Below are 17273 nucleotides of genomic sequence, written 5' to 3'. Positions count from 1 at the left end.
GGGCTACCAGCCACCGCGGTGGAGCTGGCCGCGCACCGCGCCGCCGGGGAACTCCTGCGTGTGCAGGTTCGTGTACCAGTTCTTCGGGTTCCTGTTGATGCCCCGCACCACGGCGGCCTTGGCGGTCGTCGCGCCGGCCACACCGTTGATCGAGGCGGGCAGGCCCTTCGGATCGCCGAAGAAGTCGGCCACGACCGGGCCGTTCTTGCCCCTGGCGCCGCGGTGGATGTGGCCGTTGGTGGGCGCGCCGATCCTGGACCAGGCGGTGGCGAACGCCACCCGGGTGCCCCGGGCCCACACCAGCCACGCGGCGCGGCCGTCCCGGTCGCCGACCTTCGTGCCGGGGGCGGGCACTTCCTGCGCGCCGGTCGCCACCGACGTCAGCGTACGGCCGGAGCCGTAGGCGAGCACGGAGTCCAGGGCGACCGGGCGGATGCGCTGAAGCTGGGCGCGCACGGCGCCGCCGCCGAACTCGGCGGTGTGCAGGTTGGCGTACCAGTTCCTGGGCGTTCCGATGATGCGGCGCAGCAGGGCGCTGTCGTTGACGGTCACCGTGCCCTTGACGGCGGTGAGGTTGCCGGGCAGCGCGGCGCCGAAGAACGGGATCTTCACCTCGCCGTTCCTGCCGGCCCTGCCCTGGTGGATGTGGAACGCGGTCGGCGCGGCCACCCGGTTCCAGCGGATGGCGTAGTCGACCCGGCTGCCGTGGATGCGGAAGACGGCGACGGCCCGGCCGTCGCGGTCGCCGACCTTCTGGCCCGGCGTGGGAACCTCGTTGGCGCCGGTGAGCGTGGCGGCGAAGTAGACCGGGGTGGTGGTGGCCTGCGCGGGGGCGGTGACCAGGGAGGAGGCGGTCAGGGCGGCGGCCACGGCCAGGCCGGAGACGACGAGCTTCTTCATGATCGATCCTTTGGCTGAGGGTGCTGGGTGGTAGCGCCCGGTTGTACGGGGCGGGCACCGCCCGGGTTCAGCCGAAGAGTGTGCAAAAAGACGCGTTCAGCGTTTACGCATCTCGAAGCCCCGCATGTGCTCCAGCCGAAGCTGCTGGGGCACCGCCGTCTCGGACGGTTCCCACGACGAGGTGCTCCGCAGATACGCGGCGCCACACCGGGCGGCCAGCCGGAAGAACCACCACTTGAGGTGCTCGTCCACGTCGGCGAAGGTGCAGTGGGTCAGCGCGGCGGCCAGCAGGGAGAGCAGGAGCTGGTGGCGCCAGTCGTCGCGGAAGCCCTGGGGCACGAGCTTGTCGTCGTACAGGACGCGGACCAGGGGCGCCACCAGGTTGTCTTTCCCCTTGCCCCGCGCGATCAGGTCGAGCAGGGACTCCCGGGGCTGCGGGATCTGCTTGGCGATGAGCGACAGAACCAGCTCCGCCGGGTCCCGGGACAGCGAAGCGGCCTTCTCGAACGTGGTCAGGTCGATGAGCCGGAACAGATCGGGTTTGAGCTCGCCCGTGTGCGCGCGGGGGACCAGGACGTTTCCTTGGTGGAGGTCGCCATGGGAGAAGCCCCGCAGGTGCTGGACATGGTGGCGGCCGACGACGGTCCCGGCGACCATGGCCAGGGGGTTGGGCAGCACTTTCGCGGACCGGTCGCCGGAGAACCAGATCCAGCTCCGCTCCGGCTCCAGCAGCCCGCACTCGCGTGCCCAGGTGTGCAGCTTCGCGCCGTCGCCGAACCGGGCGCCCAGTTCGGCGCGCAGGTATCCCTCCGAATCCAGGTCCGCGTGCACCTCGGGCGGGTACGGGTTCCACTCGGACATGACGCCTCTGATGACGCGCTGGAACACCGGGACGAGCTCGTGAGGCGCGCTCAGCTCGGCCATCTGCACCATGTCGGTGAGGCTTCCGCCGGCGGGCTCCTGGAAGTAGACATACCCGCCGGTGTCGGGCGATGTACGGCGGATGAGGCAGCAGGCCGACAAGGTGCTTGTCGCGGAAACCCGGCACGCTCACCTCCAGGGCGAGCCGGTGACGGGAGTATTCACGAGAGAGCGGGCCCGGCGGGCACACCTTCGCGATCACCTTGCGCGGCGGCGTGCTGGTGCCCGGGAGCGGTTTGATCAGGAGCGCCGCGAGGCTGCAGTCGGTGTAGCCCCGTTTGGTCCAGACCGGGGTGTTCAGCGTGATCTCCAGGCCTTCCGGGTCGCCCCACCCCTTGATGGCGACCGCGACGGGGACGCCGAGTTCCGCGGCGATCCCCTGGTCGTAGTCGCGTCCGGGCTGCGGGGAGGCGTCCACCGCCGATTCCGCCGCGAGCTGCCGGAACTCGGCCACCAGCCCGTCCGGATCGTCGAACAGCCGAGGGCGGCTGTGCAGGAACGCCTGCTCGGCCGATGACAGGCGGCGGGTGGTGATCTTTCCCTGGGCGTGCACGATGAGGGTCCGCTCGATCAGCACCACGGCGGGACCGGCGGTCCGCAGCACGGTGAACAGCCTGGCGACCGAGGGCTCCCGGGGCGGATCCTCGCGCAGGCGGCTGTCCATCTCCTCCAGGCGCTGCTCGGCCGGGACGTCCTCGCCGTCGTCGCGGGGCCTCAGGCCGTAGGCGGTTCCGCCGTCGCCCTCCTCGACCAGCATGGTGAAGCCGAAGGCGCGCGCCACCCGCTCGACGGCGGCCTCGGTGAGCGCGGCGCCCGCCGGGTCGGCGACCCTGATCTTCAGCTCCGTCAGCTCGCCCGCGGTACGCGTCCCCAGCGCCAAGGCGGTCGCCCATGCCAGATCCAGCAGCATGCCGGAGTCGAACGCCTCCTGGTAGGCGTCCTCGCCCAGCGCCTCGCGGCACTTCCGGGTGAGCGCCTCGTGGTCGTCGGTGAGCCACGGCGCGCCCAGCATCGGCAGGCCGGCGGCCTTCCAGTTCTCCTCGAGCGCGCCGAGCAGGCGCACCGAGACCGTGGGCTGCCCCAGCGCGGCGTAGATTCCGGCGGCCGTCTCCAGCGCGATCAGCATGCCCAGGATGTCGTGGAACTGGCGTTTGAGCCGCAGTGCCTTCCGGACGTCGTCCAGTGCCGCCTGGCACCGGCCCATGGCCAGCCGCGCGTCCGCCAGGGCCCAGTACGCGTAGGACCCGACGAACAGCTCTCCCCGTTCCTCGCACGTGAGCAGGCACTCCAGCAGCAGCGACTCCGCTTCTTCGAGCCCTCCCTGTTTGGTCAGCACGATCGACTGCTCGACGACGGCGGGCAGCAGGCCCGGGTTGAGCTCCCCGCTCTCGGCGATGAACTCGATCGCCACCCCCAGCAGCTCGCTGGCCTGCTCCAGGTCCCCCTGGAGCAGGGCGGCGGTGCCCCGCATCTTGGACGACAGGATCATCGCCTTCGTGTCGTTGATCTGCCGCGCTTCCTCACCGCACAGCTCGGCCATCGACATCGCGCCCATGCTGTCGCCCTGGGCGCTGCGCACGTACGACAGCACCCACATGGCCTTGCAGCGCTCCCGGCTCGGCTCGGGGTTGGCGTCCAGCGCGCGTTCCAGATATTTCCGGCCTTCACCGGCGAAGCCACAGCACACCCACATGAACCAGAGCGACGACAGCAGTCTCAGCGCCAGCCCGGCCTCGTCGGGGGTGTGCAGGGCGTGCTCCAGCGCCACCCGGACGTTGTCGTGTTCCTGGCGCATGCGCTCGAACCAGTACATCTGGCGCGGGCCTGACCAGTCCTGATCGCTGCGGGTGGCGAGGCCGAGGTAGTAGAGCAGGTGGCGGTGGCGGATCTGGCGGCTGTCGTCCAGCCGCGTCGCGCCGTACTCCGCGAGCGTGCCGAGCAGCTTGTAGCGGGTGCCCGGGTAGTCGGTCCTGATGAGCAGGACTGACTTGTCGACCAGGGCCTCGACCAGGCCGTCGATCTCCTCCCCGCACACGAAGCGGGCGGCCTCGAGGTCGAAGTCGCCGGCGAAGACCGACAGCTGGGCCCAGAGCAGGCGCTCGGCCGGCTCGCACAGGTCGTAGCTGCGGGTCAGGGAGTCATGCAGGCTCCGGCCATCGGCCGGTCCGGTGAGCAGGGCGAAGCGGTCCTTCAGCCCGGCGGCGACGCCGTTCACCGTCATGCTCGTCAGCCGCAGCGCGGCGAGCTCGATCGCCAGCGGGATGCCGTCCAGGCGGGCGCACAGCTCGGCGACCGAGGTGACGGTGAGCTCGTCCAGCTCGAAGCCGGGCTGCACCTCGCGGGCCCTGGCCGCGAACAACCGCACGGCCTCGTTGTCGGCGCCCGCCGTCTCCATCGGCGCCAGCGCGACCACCCGCTCATCCGGTACGCCCAGCGGCACCCGGCTGGTGACCAGCACGTGCAGCCCGGGAGCCGCCCGCAGCAGTTCCCCGGCGACCTGGGCGCAGACCGGCGCCACCCGCTCGCAGCCGTCGAGCACCAGCAGCCCGCGCCGCCCACCGGCCCATCCGGACAGCGAACCGGTGCCCAGCGCCGCCTCGATCATGGGCCTGACCAGGCACGGGTCCGTCACCGCCGACACGTCGGCGAACCAGACGCCGCCCTGGTGACGGTCGCGCCTCTCGTGGGCCAGGCGCAGCGCCGTGCGGGTCTTGCCGACGCCGCCGATGCCCGTCACCGTGACCAGGCGCGCCTCCGCCACGTGCCGTCTGAGGGTGGCGAGCACGCCGAGCCGGCCGATGAAGCCGGCGTCCTCATCAGGCAGTTTTCCCGCACATCCGAAGGTCATCGCTCTCCCGCAGTGTGAAGGAGACCAGCCTATGAGCCGGGGTTTGCCCGGGGAGAGCTGATCGTGAATCCCGGATATCGTGGATCGGGTGCGAGTAGCGACCTGGAACGTGAACTCGGTCAAACAGCGGCTGCCCCGCCTCCTTCCCTGGCTGGATCAGCGCCGCCCCGACGTCGTCTGCCTTCAGGAGACCAAGCTGGCCGACCAGGCCTTCGCCGACCTGCTCGGCGAGGAGCTGGCCCGCCGCGGCTACGAGGTGGCCGCGCACGGCGAGCCCCGCTGGAACGGCGTGGCGATCCTGTCCAGAGCGGGCCTCGACGACGTGGTCACCGGCGTGGCCGGCGCGCCCGGCTTCCCGCACCAGGAGGCGCGGGCGGTGGCGGCGACCTGCGGGGGAGTGCGGGTGCACTCGGTGTACGTGCCGAACGGGCGCACACCGGACTCCGACCACTACCGGTACAAGCTCGAATGGCTGGCCGCGCTGCGCGAGGTGGTGCGGCTCGGGCCGGAGGAGGCGATGGTGTGCGGCGACGTGAACATCGCGCCCGCCGACGCCGACGTCTTCGACCCGGCCGCCTACGAGGGGCAGACCCACGTGACCGCGCCGGAACGGGCCGCGCTGGCCGAATTGCGCGAGCTGGGGCTGCACGACGTGGTGCGCGAGCGGTGGCCGGAGGAACGGGTGTTCACCTACTGGGACTACCGGGCGGGCATGTTCCACAAGGACCTCGGCATGCGCATCGACCTGGTGCTGGCCTCCGATCCGGTCGCCGGGCGGGTGCGGGCGGCCTGGGTCGACCGGCACGCGCGCAAGGGCACCGGGCCGAGCGACCACGCGCCGGTGATCGTGGACCTGGACGAGGCGCCCGACGGCGACATCGGGCCGGTCGTGCCGCCGCCCTCGGCGCCCGCCCCCAAACGCGGATCGGTGAAGCTGCCGCAGGCGCCTAGCGGGTGAGCGCCCACAGGGACGCGGCCATCGCGAGCGCGGCCACACCGGCGCAGAGCATCACGGCGTTGACGCCCAGCGTGTCCACGACCATGCCGCCGGCCAGCGCGCCGAGCGCGAACGTGGCCTGGAACGAGCTGGTGAACACGACCGTGGCCGCCTCCGGCGCGTCGGGGGCGGCGCGGGCGAACCAGGCCTGCGAGCAGACCGGGACGGCGCCGTAGGCCAGGCCCCACAGGGCCAGCAGGGCGACCGCGCCGCCGGTCGTGCCGCCGACGACGGGAAGCAGCAGGGTGGCCGCCGCGATGAGGGCGCCGGCCGCGGTGAAAGTGGCGCGGGGGTGGGCGGTGACCGTCCTGCCCGCGACGAAGTTCCCGGCCACGCCCGCGGCGCCGTACAGGAGGAGGACGGAGCTGACGGCGGCCGGGTGCAGCCCCGTGACCTGCTCCAGGAACGGCGTCACGTAGGTGTAGGAGCCGAAGTGGGCCAGGACGACCAGGAACGTGGCCAGCAGGGCGATCGCGGTGCCTCGGCGGCGCAGCAGGGCCGCCAGCGTCCCGGCGGCGGTGATCCGGTCGGCGGGCAGCGGCGGGAGCAGGACCAGCAGCGCCACCAGGACGAGCAGGGCCAGCCCCGCCAGTACGGCGAAGGCCGCCCGCCAGCCCGCGGCGTGGCCGATGAGCGTCCCGGCGGGCACGCCCAGCACCGAGCCCAGCGGCACCGCGGAGAAGATCAGCGCCGTCGCGGTGCCCACGGCGGCGGGCGGCACGAGTCGCCCGGCCAGGCCCGCGCCCACGGACCAGAACCCGCCGATCGTGAGCCCGACGAGAACCCGGGAGACCAGCATCGCCTCGTAGGACCACGCGGCCGCGGCCAGCACGTCGGCGGCGGCCAGCAGCGCCATCATCGCGACCAGCATCACCCGGCGGTCCAGGCGGGCCGTGGCCAGCGTGAGCGCCGGGGCGGCGAGCGCGGCCACGATGCCGGGCAGCGTCATCGTCAGCCCGGTGACGCCGTCGGTGAGACCGAAGTCGGCGCCGATGGCGGTCAGCAGGCCGATGGGCAGGATCTCGCTGGTGACGATGCTGAAGATGCCCAGCGTGAGGGCGGCGACGGCGAGCCATCGAACGAGTGGTGTGGTGGACATGGGAGTCCAGCCAAGCAGCGCCCGCCCCGCGGCACTGGCAGGATTCGGACCAGGCCGCCGCCGCCCTCAGCGGTCTAGGCGAGCATCTCCCACCAGGTGTCCAGGGCCGGCGCGTCGGCGGTGTCGACGAGCTCGCCCGGACGCGGCACCACGATCTTGACCTCGCGCGCCTTGGCCTCGCGCCACAACCGGTCGACCGGCTCGCCCCACGGGTGCAGCGCCAGCGTGAACGTCGCCCAGTGCACCGGCAGCATCAGCGTCGCGCCGAGGTCGATGGTGGCGTTGACCGCCTCCTCCGGGTTCATGTGGATGTCCGGCCAGGCCGGGCTGTAGGCGCCGATGGGCATCAGGGCCAGGTCGAACGGGCCGTGCGCGGCGCCGATGCCCTTGTAGCCCTCGAAGTAGCCGGAGTCGCCGGCGTAGAAGACGCGCTTGTCCCGGCCGGCCACCACCCACGAGCCCCACAGCGTGTCGTTGCGGGTCAGCGAGCGGCCGGAGAAGTGCCGGGCGGCCGTGGAGACGAAACGCAGCCCGGCGACCACCGCCTCCTCGTCCCAGTCCAGCTCGATGATCCGGAACAGCGGCACGCCCCAGCGCTCCAGGTGCGCCCCGATGCCCAGCGGCACCAGGAACGGCGCCTTCTGCGAGCTGGTCAGCCGGCGCACCGTCGCCATGTCCAGGTGGTCGTAGTGGTCGTGCGAGATCACGATCGCGTCCACCTGGGGCAGCTGGCCCAGCTCGACCGGCACCGGGTGGTGGCGCCTCGGGCCCACGAGCTGTGAGGGCGACGGGCGGTTGCTCCAGATCGGGTCGAACAGGACCCGCTTGCCCTCGATCTCGATCAGCGTGGAGGCGTGGCCGTACCAGATGGCCCGAAGACCCTCGGCGGCCGGCTCGCCCGACGGCGGCGTCAGCACCGGGATCAGCCCGGCCGGCCTGCGCTGGGTCCTGTCGCGCGTCAGCTCCGCCAGCATGCTGGGGTCGGGCCGGCCCGTCTGGGTCGGCTCGGGCATCGGGTTGAAGAACGTCCCGTCCTTGAACTGCGGCGAGCGCCGCATCCTGGCCGCCCGCTCGGGCCCCGACACCAGTGGCCGTACCCCGAGCTCGGCCGGCACGTCCCGCAGCGCCCATCCGGCCGCGGCCAGGGCGGCCCCGCCCACGAGCAGACGCCGTGCCGTCCGCAATCCCGCCATGTCACACTCCTTGCATAGTCAACTCTCTTCTCGAAGATATATCGCGATAGGTTGTGGCGAGCGTGAGGGTCAGGTCATGGCGTGGAAGCCGGCCTCCGACCACAGGGCCCGGGTCGCGGACCCCGGGTCGCCGACGTCCGACGGGGTGACGTCGAAGAGATGGGTCATGGCGTTGACCGGCTCGTACTCCGGCCAGCCCGGGCTGCCCGTGGCGGCGAACCGCGTCCAGGCCGAGCGGAACTGCGCCGACAGCCCCTCCGCCTCGGGTGAGCCGTCGGTCATCAGCCGGGCCAGCTCCGAGTCGAGCGTGCCGAACGTGAGCGGCACGTCCAGCCCGTGACAGGCGCCGAGGGCGGTGGGCGCCCAGGTCAGCTCGTAGGCGTAGGTCGGGCCGGTGTGCGCGTCGGCCAGCAGCGTGCTCGGCATCCTGAACAGCCAGTCGGACATGAGCCGCAGCTGCAGCTCCGCCTCCGGGTAGGAGGTCCGGTAGACGACGCCGGCCTGCGGCGGCGCGAGCGTCTTCAGCGCCAGCGCGGTGTCCCCGCCCTCGCCCATCGCCAGGAACAGCGAATACTCGTCGCGGGTGAAGCCCACCAGCAGGTCCACGTCACTGGCCGCGCCGTCGGCCAGCGCCTCCCACGGCGTCTCCGGCAGCACCTCGCCGTCCACGACGGGCGCGAACGGCATCTCGGCGATGCCGCACGCACCCCACTCGGCGGTGTTCCCGCGCAGGTCAAGGCTGGAGAAGGCCTGCACGGCCGCGAGCAGTTCCTCCGGGCTCCGCTCGTACGGCGAGCCGCCCGCCCTGGCCATGATCCCCGCCGTCATGCGGGCCGCCAGCTCCGGGGTGTAGAACGTCGCCGGCACGCTCTGCGCGATCACCCGCCGGAACAGCCCCGCCGCCGACGGCATCGCCATGAGGCAGGCCGCCGCCCCGGCCCCGGCCGACTCCCCGAACACGGTCACGTTGCCCGGATCGCCGCCGAACGCCGCGATGTTCTCCCGCACCCAGCGCAACGCCTGCACCTGGTCCAGCAGCGCCCGGTTGGCCGGCGCCCCCGCGACGTGGCCGTACCCTTCCATGCCGATCCGGTGGTTGAACGTCACCACCACGACGCCCTCTCGGGCCAGCCGGGTCCCGTCGTACTCGGGCAGGGCGGCGGCGCCGATGATGTAGGCGCCGCCGTAGATCCACACCATCACCGGCAGGCCGGAGCCGCCGGGATCGGGCGTCCAGACGTTGACCGACAGGCAGTCCAGGCCGTCGGCGGAGCTCCACGGCGCCATCCCCGGCACCATCGACGGCTGCGGCGGCACCGGGCCGAACCGCACGGCCTCGAACGTGCCCTCCCACGGACCGGCCGGGACGGGCGCGGCGAACCGGTTCGGTCCGAAGGGGGCTTCGGCGTAGGGGATGCCGAGGTAGGAGGTGACGTCGTCGGTGGTCCGACCGGTGAGCTTTCCCGTGGAGATCGTCGTCATGTACCAAACTTACGCTTGGCAGGCAGCCGTCCTCATCCGCATTTCGGGTCCTGCGGCGGGAGGCTGCCGAACGTGATCGCCTTCCTGAGGCTCAGCTTGGCCCGCACGACCAGGCAGCCGTCCCGCGCGACGGCCTCCTCCAGGTGGATGTGCGCCTTGTCGTAGAGGTAGGCGGCACTCCAGGCGCACAGGCCCGCGAAGAGCTTGTGCGGGATGCGGACGCAGATCAGCTGGGTCACCGCCTGGGTGCTCCGGTCGGTGGCCTTCAGCCTGGCGTGGATCGAGGCGGTACGCGCCCGCGTGAACGTGTACTGGCACGACAGGCCGCCGCACCGCAGCCCGGACGGCGGCGCCGCCGCCTGGGCGGGGACGGACAGGAGGGCCGAGGCCAGGACGATGACCACGGCGACGCGGGCGGAGAGGAGGTGGCTCACGACAGGTGCCCCTTTCTGATCGGTTGACGGCCTGACGCTCGGTGTCCGGGGCGGTGTCCGGCAACGGCCAGGACGCTTTTCCCGGCAGGCCGGTCCGGCCGCAGGTCCTGGCATAGGCTTCGGACGCGAGGAGGTGTCCGGCGGCGCCGGACGGCGGGCGAGGAGCTCGGCATGCGCGAGGACGGTGATCTCCGGCTGCGGTTCGCCGAACGGCTGCGGGCGCTGAAGGACGCCACCGGGATCTCGGTGCGCGACCTGGAGGCGGCCAGTGTGCGCACACCGCGCCGCCGCGCCGGGCAGCCGCCGCTCCGGCTGAAGCGCGGCACCATCGCCGGCATGCTCAGCACGACCCGCCCGGTCTGCCCGGAACGCGAGCACGTCGAGGTCTTCGTCGACACCTGCCTGCGCAAGGCCGCCGAGTCCCGCCGGTCGCTGCCCGCCGAACTGGGCGAGCCCGCCGCCTGGGACCGCGCCTACGACGACCTGCTCATAGGGCGGAGCAGCAGCCCTGTGGCGCCCCCGGCCTCTCCGGAGACCCCCGCGCCTCCCACTGCCCCGGCCCCTCCGGCGACCCAAGCCCCTCCGGCGACCCCTGCTTCTCCGGAGAAGACCCCCGCCCTTCCGGAGACCTCCGCTCTTCCGGGGACCCGCGCCCGCCGCGTTCCCGAGGCGCTTGCCGGTGCCAAGGAGGTGCTGGCCGATCTGGTCGAACAGCAGTGGCGTATCGAGGCGCGGCTGCGGTCGCTCGACGACCCCGGCCCCATGCCGGTGCGCTGGCGGCTGACCGGTGACGGGCGCCTGCTCGACCACCCCGACAACCTCACCCCGCTGGCCGCGCCGCTGACCGTGTCGAGCGACGACGTTCCGGCCCTGGCCCGGCGGCTGCGCGGCATGCGACGCCGCCGCCTGGTGATCCTCGGTGGTCCCGGCTCGGGCAAGACGACGCTGGCCGTACAACTGCTGCGCGAACTGCTGGCGACCAGGCACGAGCACGGCGACGAGCCCGTGCCGGTGCTGCTTCCGGCGGCCGACTGGGACACGGGAACGTTCCCGCTGCTGCAGGACTGGCTGACGGCCCGGCTGGCCAGGGACTATCCGGCGTTGCGCGCCACCGAACAGGGCGCGCGGGCAGCCGCCGCGCTGGCCGCGCGCGGCCACATCTTGCCGATCCTGGACGGCCTGGACGAACTGCCCGAGGCCGCGCGTACCGCCGTCATCGCCGCGCTCAACCGCTCACTCGGCGACGGCGACCAGCTCGTCGTCACGGCCCGCACCGCCGCCTACCGCGAGGCGGTGGACGGCGCCGCCGACGTGATCACCTCCGCGACCGTCATCGAACCCGACCCGCTGGAACCGTCCGTCGCCGCCGGTTACCTGCGGCGTTGTCTGCCCGCGCAGGCGGGGCCGCTGTGGGAACGGGTCCTGGCCGGGCTGGCGGCCGGGCCGCCGGGGCCGCTGGCCGAGGTGACCGCGACGCCGCTGGGGCTGTGGCTGCTGCGCGCCGTCTTCATCGCCCCGAACGCCGAGCCCGCCGTGCTCCTCGACCGCTTTCCGGACGCGGGCGCGCTGCGTGCCCACCTGTTCGACCGGCTCGTGCCCGCGCTCATCGACGCCCGCCCGCCCGGCGCGCACTCCGGCGAGCTGTTCCGGCCGCGCCGGCGCCGCGACCCGCAGGAGGTACGCCGCACGCTCACCCTCCTGGCCCGCCACCTCACCCACCCCCGTGGCCCGGACGGCAGTCCCCGCACCCGCGACCTGGCCTGGTGGCGGCTGGCCCATGACACCCGCGGCGTCACTCCCGCGATCAGGCTCGCCCTGGGCTTCGCCGTGGCCCTGGCGATCACCGCGTGCTCCACCATCTCGCTGTGGATCCTGAACGACGCCGTTGGCGGCGGGGTGACGTACGGCCTGTTGTTCGGCGTGGCCGCGGGCGGGGCGGTGGCGCTGGCCGCCCGCTCCTGGCCCGCCCAGCAGCCCGGCTACGCCGACCTGCGCGGCCGCGGCCGCCGTTCGAGACCCGCGTTCCTGCCGGTGCGCGGGCTGGCGCTCGGCCTGGTCGCCGGGGTGGCGATGGTGCTGATGATGGGCTTCACCGTCGGCTTCGGGGCCGCCGCCTACCTCGCCGGAGGCGTCTCGGCCCTGACGGTCGGTCTCGCGTACGGCTTCGCCTCCGGCCTGGCCGCCTGGGCCGAGGCGCCGACCAGGGACGGCCGGGCGGGCTCCCCGCTGTCCAGCTGGCGGGCCGACCGTACGCTCAACCTGGTGCGCGCCGCCACGATCGGCGGCACCGCGGCGCTGACCGGCGGGCTGACGGCGGGCCTTGCCGCCGCCTACACGGACACTCCGGGGTTCGGCCTGGCGGTGGGGCTGAGCTACGCCCTCACGTTCGGCTTGACGGCGGGACTGGTGGCAGGACGTCACCACGCCTGGATGGCCTTCGTGATCGCCACCGGGACGGGCCGGATCCCGCGCGGGCTGATGTCCTTCCTGGACGACGCCCACCGCCTGGGTCTGCTGCGCGCGGTGGGGCCGATCTACCAGTTCCGCCACGCCGAACTTCAGGACCACCTGGCCGATCCCCGGTAGCTCAGGGGTGCGGCCAGGGGTTGGGGCGGCAGCCGTCCAGGGACTTGGACTGCTGGAGCATCACCGGGGCCGGGCGGCCCCTGCCCGGGCAGGAGCGGTGGCTGTGGCCCAGGCCGTGGCCGACCTCGTGGTTGATCACGTAGTGACGGTAACGGGCCAGGTCGCCGTGGTACTGGGGGACGCCTCTGGCCCAGCGGACGGCGTTGATCACCGAGCGGTCGCCGTCCCAGCAGGACAGGTCGCCGCCGGTGTTCAACGGGAGGCACAGGTGGTCGGTCAGGCTGGGGCTGGTCAGGGCCACGCTCAGGCGTACCGGGCCGTGGTCGACGCGCAGGAAGCGGCCCCAGCTCCGCCGGTCGTTGAGGGTGCGGTGGACGGCTTCGGCGAACTCCCCGGGGTTGAAGGGGAGGCCGCGCTCCACCTCGACCATGTACCGCACCGGCTGGGCGCGGCCGGGACGCGGTTGTGCCCGGCCCTTCACCACGGTGTACCGGCCCGAGGCGGAGAAGGGCACCTTGACCCGCTTGCGGGGCTCTGGGCCGTCCGCCGCGACCGTCCGGGTGTTCGGCAGTTCGGCGTTCGGGATGTCCCGGGTGGGCGCGCTGACCGGCGGCCCGGGAACGGCGGCTTCGCCGCAGGCGGACAACGCGAGCAGCACCACCAGCAGGACCGGCACTCGCACCCGACTCTCCCCACATGATCACGAGTGGGGAGAAGACGATCATACGCCGGGAACGACCGCATAAGGCCCCAGGTCAATCTCCGGCGTTTCGCCCAGAACCAGCGATGTGGCCAGCATCCCGGCATAGGGCCCCGCGGTCAGGCCGTAGGCGCTGAGGCCGGTGACCGCGACCACCTCTCCGCTCAGGCGGGCGATGAGCGGGCGCTCGCCGTCCATCACCGGACGCAGCCCCGACCGGGTCTCGGCGACGCCCGCCGAGGCGAGGCCGGGCGCCAGCCGTACCCCGGAAGACAGCACGTCGGCCAGCCCCGCCACCGTCACCCGCGCGTCGAAGCCGGCGTCCTCCTTCGTCGCCCCCATGACCACCCGCGAACCCGGGAAGCCCAGCAGGTACGGCCCGCGCCGCGGCAGCACGATCGGCCAGCCCGAGGTGTCCACCCCGTCGAGCACGGCGTGCACGATCTGGCCCCGCCACGGCCTGACCGGCAGGTCGGTCCCGAGGGGCGCGCACACCTGGCCGGTCCAGGCGCCGGCGGCCACGACCACCGCGTCGGCGGGCAGGGGCACGCCGTCGCCGGGTGACGCGTCGTGGTGGAGCAGGACGGTGCCGTCGGGCAGGAGTTCGGCGCGGCCGTGGAGGAGGGCGACGCCGCGGGCCACGGCGTCGGCGAGCAGCGCGTCCCTGACGGCCCGGCCGTCCACGCGCGCCGCGCCGGGCACGTGCAGGGCGGCCAGGCCGGGAGCCAGGGGTGGGAAGAGCGCCGCGGGATCAGGAATCTCCGCGATCTCTCCCATCTCCGGCGCGTCCGGATATCTGGCCTCAAGCAGGCGGCGCATCGGCTCCAGCTCCGCCCGATCCTCGGCCACCAGCAGCGCCCCCACCCGCGCGTACCCGGCGCCGACCGGCTCAGCCAGCTCCGGGTAGTGACGGGCGGCGGCCCGTGCCAGCTCGTACCAGGCGGCGTCGTCCTCGTGGTCCACCCACGGGCAGACGATCCCCGCCCCCGCCTCCGTCGCCTGCCCGGCCAGCCCGGCGTCGACCACCGTCACCGCCACCCCGCGGCGGCTCAGGTGGTAGGCGGCGCTCGCTCCGACGATTCCCTTGCCGATCACCACAACCTTCATACCCAGATGATCGCAGCGGGGATAACGTCGGTCACATGGCAGTGGTACTGATCGGAACGCTGGACACCAAAGGGCCGGAGTACTCCTGGCTGCGCGACCGCCTCGCCGAGCTGGGCCGCGAGGTGATCGTGGTCGACACGGGCGTCGGGCTCGCGGCCTCCGTGCCCGCTGCCTCCGGGCCCGCTGCCTCCGGGCTCGCTGCCTCCGGGCCCGCTGCCTCGGGGCCCGCGGCCGACTTCCCGGCCGGTCAGGTGGCGGCCCTGGCCGGGGCCGATCTGGAGGCGCTGCGGGCGGCGGGGGACCGGGGCGCGGCCGTCACCGCGATGGGGGAGGGGGCGGCCAAGGTCCTGGCCGACCTGCACCGGGCGGGACGGGTGGACGGCGTGCTAGCCGTCGGCGGCAGCGGCGGCTCCTCGATCGCCGCGCGGGCCGTGCGCGACCTGCCGATCGGGCTGCCCAAGCTCATCGTCTCGACCATGGCCTCCGGCGACGTCGCGCCGTACATCGGGGCCAAGGACGTCACGCTCATGTACTCCGTCGTGGACATCGCGGGCATCAACCGCGTGTCCCGCGCGATCCTGGGCAACGCCGCCGCCGCTGTGGCGGGCATGGCCGGGGCGTACGCGGCGCGCGGACCGGCGCAGGACGGGGACCGGCCGCTGATCGGGGCCTCCATGTTCGGCGTGACCACCCCGGCCGTCGACGCGGCCAGGGCCCGGCTCGACGAGCTCGGCTACGAGGTGCTCGTCTTCCACGCCACCGGCTCCGGCGGGCGCGCCCTGGAAGGCCTGGCCGAGAGCGGCATGCTGGCCGGGGTCCTCGACCTCACCACCACCGAGCTGGCCGACGAACTGGTCGGCGGCGTCCTGTCGGCCGGACCCGACCGGCTCACCGCCGCCGGACGGCACGGCGTCCCGCAGGTCGTCGCCCCCGGCGCGCTCGACATGGTCAACTTCGGCCCGCGCGACACCGTGCCCGAGCGGTTCGCCGGGCGCACGCTGTACGTCCACAACCCGACCGTCACGCTCATGCGCACCACTGAGGCCGAGATGGCCGAGCTGGGCCGCGAGATCGCCGCCAAGCTCGCGCGGGCCACCGGGCCGACGGTGCTGTTCATCCCGGAAGGCGGCGTCTCCGCCCTCGACGCGCCCGGGATGCCCTTCCACGACCCGGCGGCGGACGCGGCGGCCTTCGCCGGACTGGCCGCCTACCCGGAGACCGTGCGCCTGGCCGCGCACATCAACGACCCGGAGTTCGGCCGCGCCATGGCCGACCGGATCCACCTGCTGATCAAGGGGGACCAGTGAACAGGCAGACGGTTCTGGAACGGCTGCGCCGTACCGCCGGGGAAGGAAAACCGATCATCGGCGCGGGCGCCGGGACGGGCCTGTCGGCCAAGTGCGCCGAGGCGGGCGGCGTCGACCTGATCATCATCTACAACTCCGGCCGCTACCGGATGGCCGGGCGCGGCTCGCTGGCCGGGCTGCTGCCGTACGGGGACGCCAACCAGATCGTCGTGGACATGGCCGCCGAGGTCCTGCCCGTGGTGCGCGACACGCCGGTGCTGGCGGGCGTGTGCGGCACCGACCCGTTCCGGATCATGCCGCTCTTCCTCGACCAGCTGAAGGCCATGGGGTTCGCCGGTGTGCAGAACTTCCCGACCGTCGGCCTGTACGACGGGGTCTTCCGGCAGAACCTCGAAGAGACCGGCATGGGCTTCGACCTGGAGGTCGAGATGGTCCGGCTGGCCCACGAACGCGACCTGGTGACCGCCCCCTACGTCTTCGACGAGGACCAGGCGCGGGCCATGGCGCTGGCGGGCGCCGACGTGCTCGTCCCGCACGTGGGCCTGACCACCAAGGGCTCCATCGGCGCCGGGACCGCCCTCACCCTGGATGAGGCGGTGGCCCGCGTGCAAGCGATGCGCGACGCCGCGGTGGCCGCGCGGCCGGACGTGATCGTGCTGTGCCACGGCGGGCCCATCGCCGAACCCGCCGACGCCGCCCACGTCCTGCGCAATACCAAGGGCGTGGCGGGCTTCTTCGGCGCCTCGTCGGTGGAACGCCTGCCGACCGAGCGCGCCATCACCGAGCAGGTGGCCGCATTCAAGAACCTGGAGGTCTGATGCTGGTAAGTCCGGACAGGGTGACGACGATGACCTTCGACTGGGGGTCGATCAAGTGGTTCGTCACGCCGTCGCTCATCCCCGGCGCGGGCTCCACGCTCGGCGAGGTGATCGTCAACCCGGGCAAGGGCCACGCGCGGCACAACCACCCGAACGCCGAGGAAGTGATCTACGTGATCTCCGGCGAGGCCACCCAGATGGTCGACGACGGCGAGCCGTTCCCGATCAAGGAGGGTGACACCGTCCACATCCCGGCGGGCGCGTACCACTCGACGTTCAACAGCACGTGGCGCCCGCTGCGGCTCATCGTCACCTACACCCCGGGCGGCGAGGAGAAGGCGCTGGAAGGCGCCCCCGACTACTGCCTGCACGAGGCGGGCACGATCGCCGAATGGCGCCAAGCCGGGGCCTAACCGTCGGCGGCCCAGCCGTGGGTGCGCTTGAGCAGGGCGGCGACGCGGGCGAACCGCTCGCCGTCCAGCACCGCGCCCTCGCGCCTGATGTCATCCTCGTCCAGCGCGAAGACCCGGTCCATGCGCAGGAAGGACGGCTTCCCGTCGCGGTTCCACGCGCCGAGCGGAAACCACTCGGGCCCGTCGTCCCCACGACTCGACACCATGAGCCCGAGCAGCCTGCGCCCGCTCCTGCCCACGATCAGCAGCGGACGATCCTTGCCCCGAGCCGGATCCTCCTCATAAGGCACCCAGGCCCAGACGATCTCCCCGGGATCGGCCAGGCCGTCCAGGTCGGGGGAGTAGGCCAGGCTCGCGGCCCGGTCCACCGTGTAGATCTCCCGCACCGCGCCCCGCGCCGGACGCGGGTCCTCTCCTAGATCACGCACCCGACGGAGCTTACGACCCCAACCCCCCAAAATCCACCAC

14 protein-coding genes are annotated in these 17273 nt (G+C 73.1%); 5 read left to right on the top strand and 9 right to left on the bottom strand.

Translation table 11 applies throughout. The annotated features are described in order from the left end of the window. Positions 1–3: 3 nt before the first annotated feature. Both HNR40_RS19915 and HNR40_RS19910 read right to left on the bottom strand, forming a co-directional pair. Positions 4–900 carry a CHRD domain-containing protein gene (locus HNR40_RS19915; RefSeq protein ID WP_184963397.1) on the bottom strand — a complete coding sequence of 299 codons (897 nt, stop codon included), beginning with the start codon at positions 898–900 and terminating at the stop codon, positions 4–6. Between the two features lie 103 nt (positions 901–1003). Next, positions 1004–4669: a hypothetical protein gene (locus HNR40_RS19910; protein ID WP_184963396.1), complete on the bottom strand. Its 3666-nt coding sequence runs from the start codon at positions 4667–4669 to the stop codon at positions 1004–1006. 88 nt (positions 4670–4757) lie between these two features. On the opposite strand from HNR40_RS19910, the gene HNR40_RS19905 reads away from it, so the two are divergent. Then, positions 4758–5627: an exodeoxyribonuclease III gene (locus HNR40_RS19905; protein WP_312896433.1), complete on the top strand. Its 870-nt coding sequence runs from the start codon at positions 4758–4760 to the stop codon at positions 5625–5627. Here the strand turns inward: HNR40_RS19905 and HNR40_RS19900 are convergent. The 4 genes from HNR40_RS19900 to HNR40_RS19885 form a co-directional block, all read right to left on the bottom strand. Further along, positions 5617–6765 (bottom strand): MFS transporter, encoded by a 1149-nt coding sequence (locus HNR40_RS19900; RefSeq protein ID WP_184963393.1) that lies wholly within the window; start codon positions 6763–6765, stop codon positions 5617–5619. The genes HNR40_RS19905 and HNR40_RS19900 overlap by 11 nt on opposite strands. A 74-nt stretch (positions 6766–6839) precedes the next feature. Then, on the bottom strand, positions 6840–7958 hold the full coding sequence (locus HNR40_RS19895) for an MBL fold metallo-hydrolase (RefSeq protein WP_184963391.1): 1119 nt from the start codon (positions 7956–7958) through the stop codon (positions 6840–6842). A gap of 69 nt (positions 7959–8027) precedes the next feature. Next, the gene (locus HNR40_RS19890; protein ID WP_184963389.1) at positions 8028–9440 is read right to left on the bottom strand and encodes a carboxylesterase/lipase family protein; all 1413 of its coding nucleotides are present in this window, start codon (positions 9438–9440) and stop codon (positions 8028–8030) included. 32 nt (positions 9441–9472) lie between these two features. Further along, a complete protein-coding gene (locus tag HNR40_RS19885; protein ID WP_184963387.1) occupies positions 9473–9874 on the bottom strand; it encodes a hypothetical protein in 402 nt (133 codons plus the stop codon). A 171-nt stretch (positions 9875–10045) separates the two neighbouring features. On the opposite strand from HNR40_RS19885, the gene HNR40_RS19880 reads away from it, so the two are divergent. Continuing rightward, the gene (locus tag HNR40_RS19880) at positions 10046–12460 is read left to right on the top strand and encodes an NACHT domain-containing protein (protein WP_184963386.1); all 2415 of its coding nucleotides are present in this window, start codon (positions 10046–10048) and stop codon (positions 12458–12460) included. 1 nt (position 12461) lies between these two features. Here HNR40_RS19880 and HNR40_RS19875 read toward each other — a convergent pair whose 3' ends face one another. Next, complete coding sequence (locus tag HNR40_RS19875; RefSeq protein ID WP_184963384.1) at positions 12462–13142, bottom strand: DUF3152 domain-containing protein; 681 nt, start codon at positions 13140–13142, stop codon at positions 12462–12464. Positions 13143–13181: 39 nt separating this feature from the next. Beyond that, positions 13182–14267: an NAD(P)/FAD-dependent oxidoreductase gene (locus HNR40_RS19870; protein WP_184963382.1), complete on the bottom strand. Its 1086-nt coding sequence runs from the start codon at positions 14265–14267 to the stop codon at positions 13182–13184. A gap of 35 nt (positions 14268–14302) precedes the next feature. Here HNR40_RS19870 and HNR40_RS19865 point away from each other — a divergent pair, with 35 nt between their 5' ends. Genes HNR40_RS19865 through HNR40_RS19855 form a run of 3 tightly spaced genes read left to right on the top strand, consistent with a single transcriptional unit; the run spans position 14303 to position 16805 of the window. Beyond that, entirely contained in the window at positions 14303–15574 is a 1272-nt protein-coding gene (locus HNR40_RS19865; protein ID WP_184963381.1) for a Tm-1-like ATP-binding domain-containing protein, read from the top strand. After that, positions 15571–16392, top strand: a complete 822-nt coding sequence (locus HNR40_RS19860; protein WP_184963379.1) for a phosphoenolpyruvate hydrolase family protein — start codon at positions 15571–15573, stop codon at positions 16390–16392. Before HNR40_RS19865 ends, HNR40_RS19860 begins: the two co-directional genes overlap by 4 nt. Before the next feature lie 29 nt (positions 16393–16421). Next, positions 16422–16805 (top strand): cupin domain-containing protein, encoded by a 384-nt coding sequence (locus HNR40_RS19855; protein WP_246509275.1) that lies wholly within the window; start codon positions 16422–16424, stop codon positions 16803–16805. Here the strand turns inward: HNR40_RS19855 and HNR40_RS19850 are convergent. Continuing rightward, on the bottom strand, positions 16802–17233 hold the full coding sequence (locus HNR40_RS19850; RefSeq protein ID WP_184963376.1) for a type II toxin-antitoxin system PemK/MazF family toxin: 432 nt from the start codon (positions 17231–17233) through the stop codon (positions 16802–16804). The genes HNR40_RS19855 and HNR40_RS19850 overlap by 4 nt on opposite strands. Positions 17234–17273 lie beyond the last annotated feature (40 nt).

It is taken from the genome of Nonomuraea endophytica, assembly GCF_014203235.1.
GTDB classification, from domain to species: Bacteria; Actinomycetota; Actinomycetes; order Streptosporangiales; family Streptosporangiaceae; genus Nonomuraea; species Nonomuraea endophytica.
Note: the sequence above shows the minus strand (reverse complement) of the source record. Positions and strands in the feature narration are given on the sequence as shown.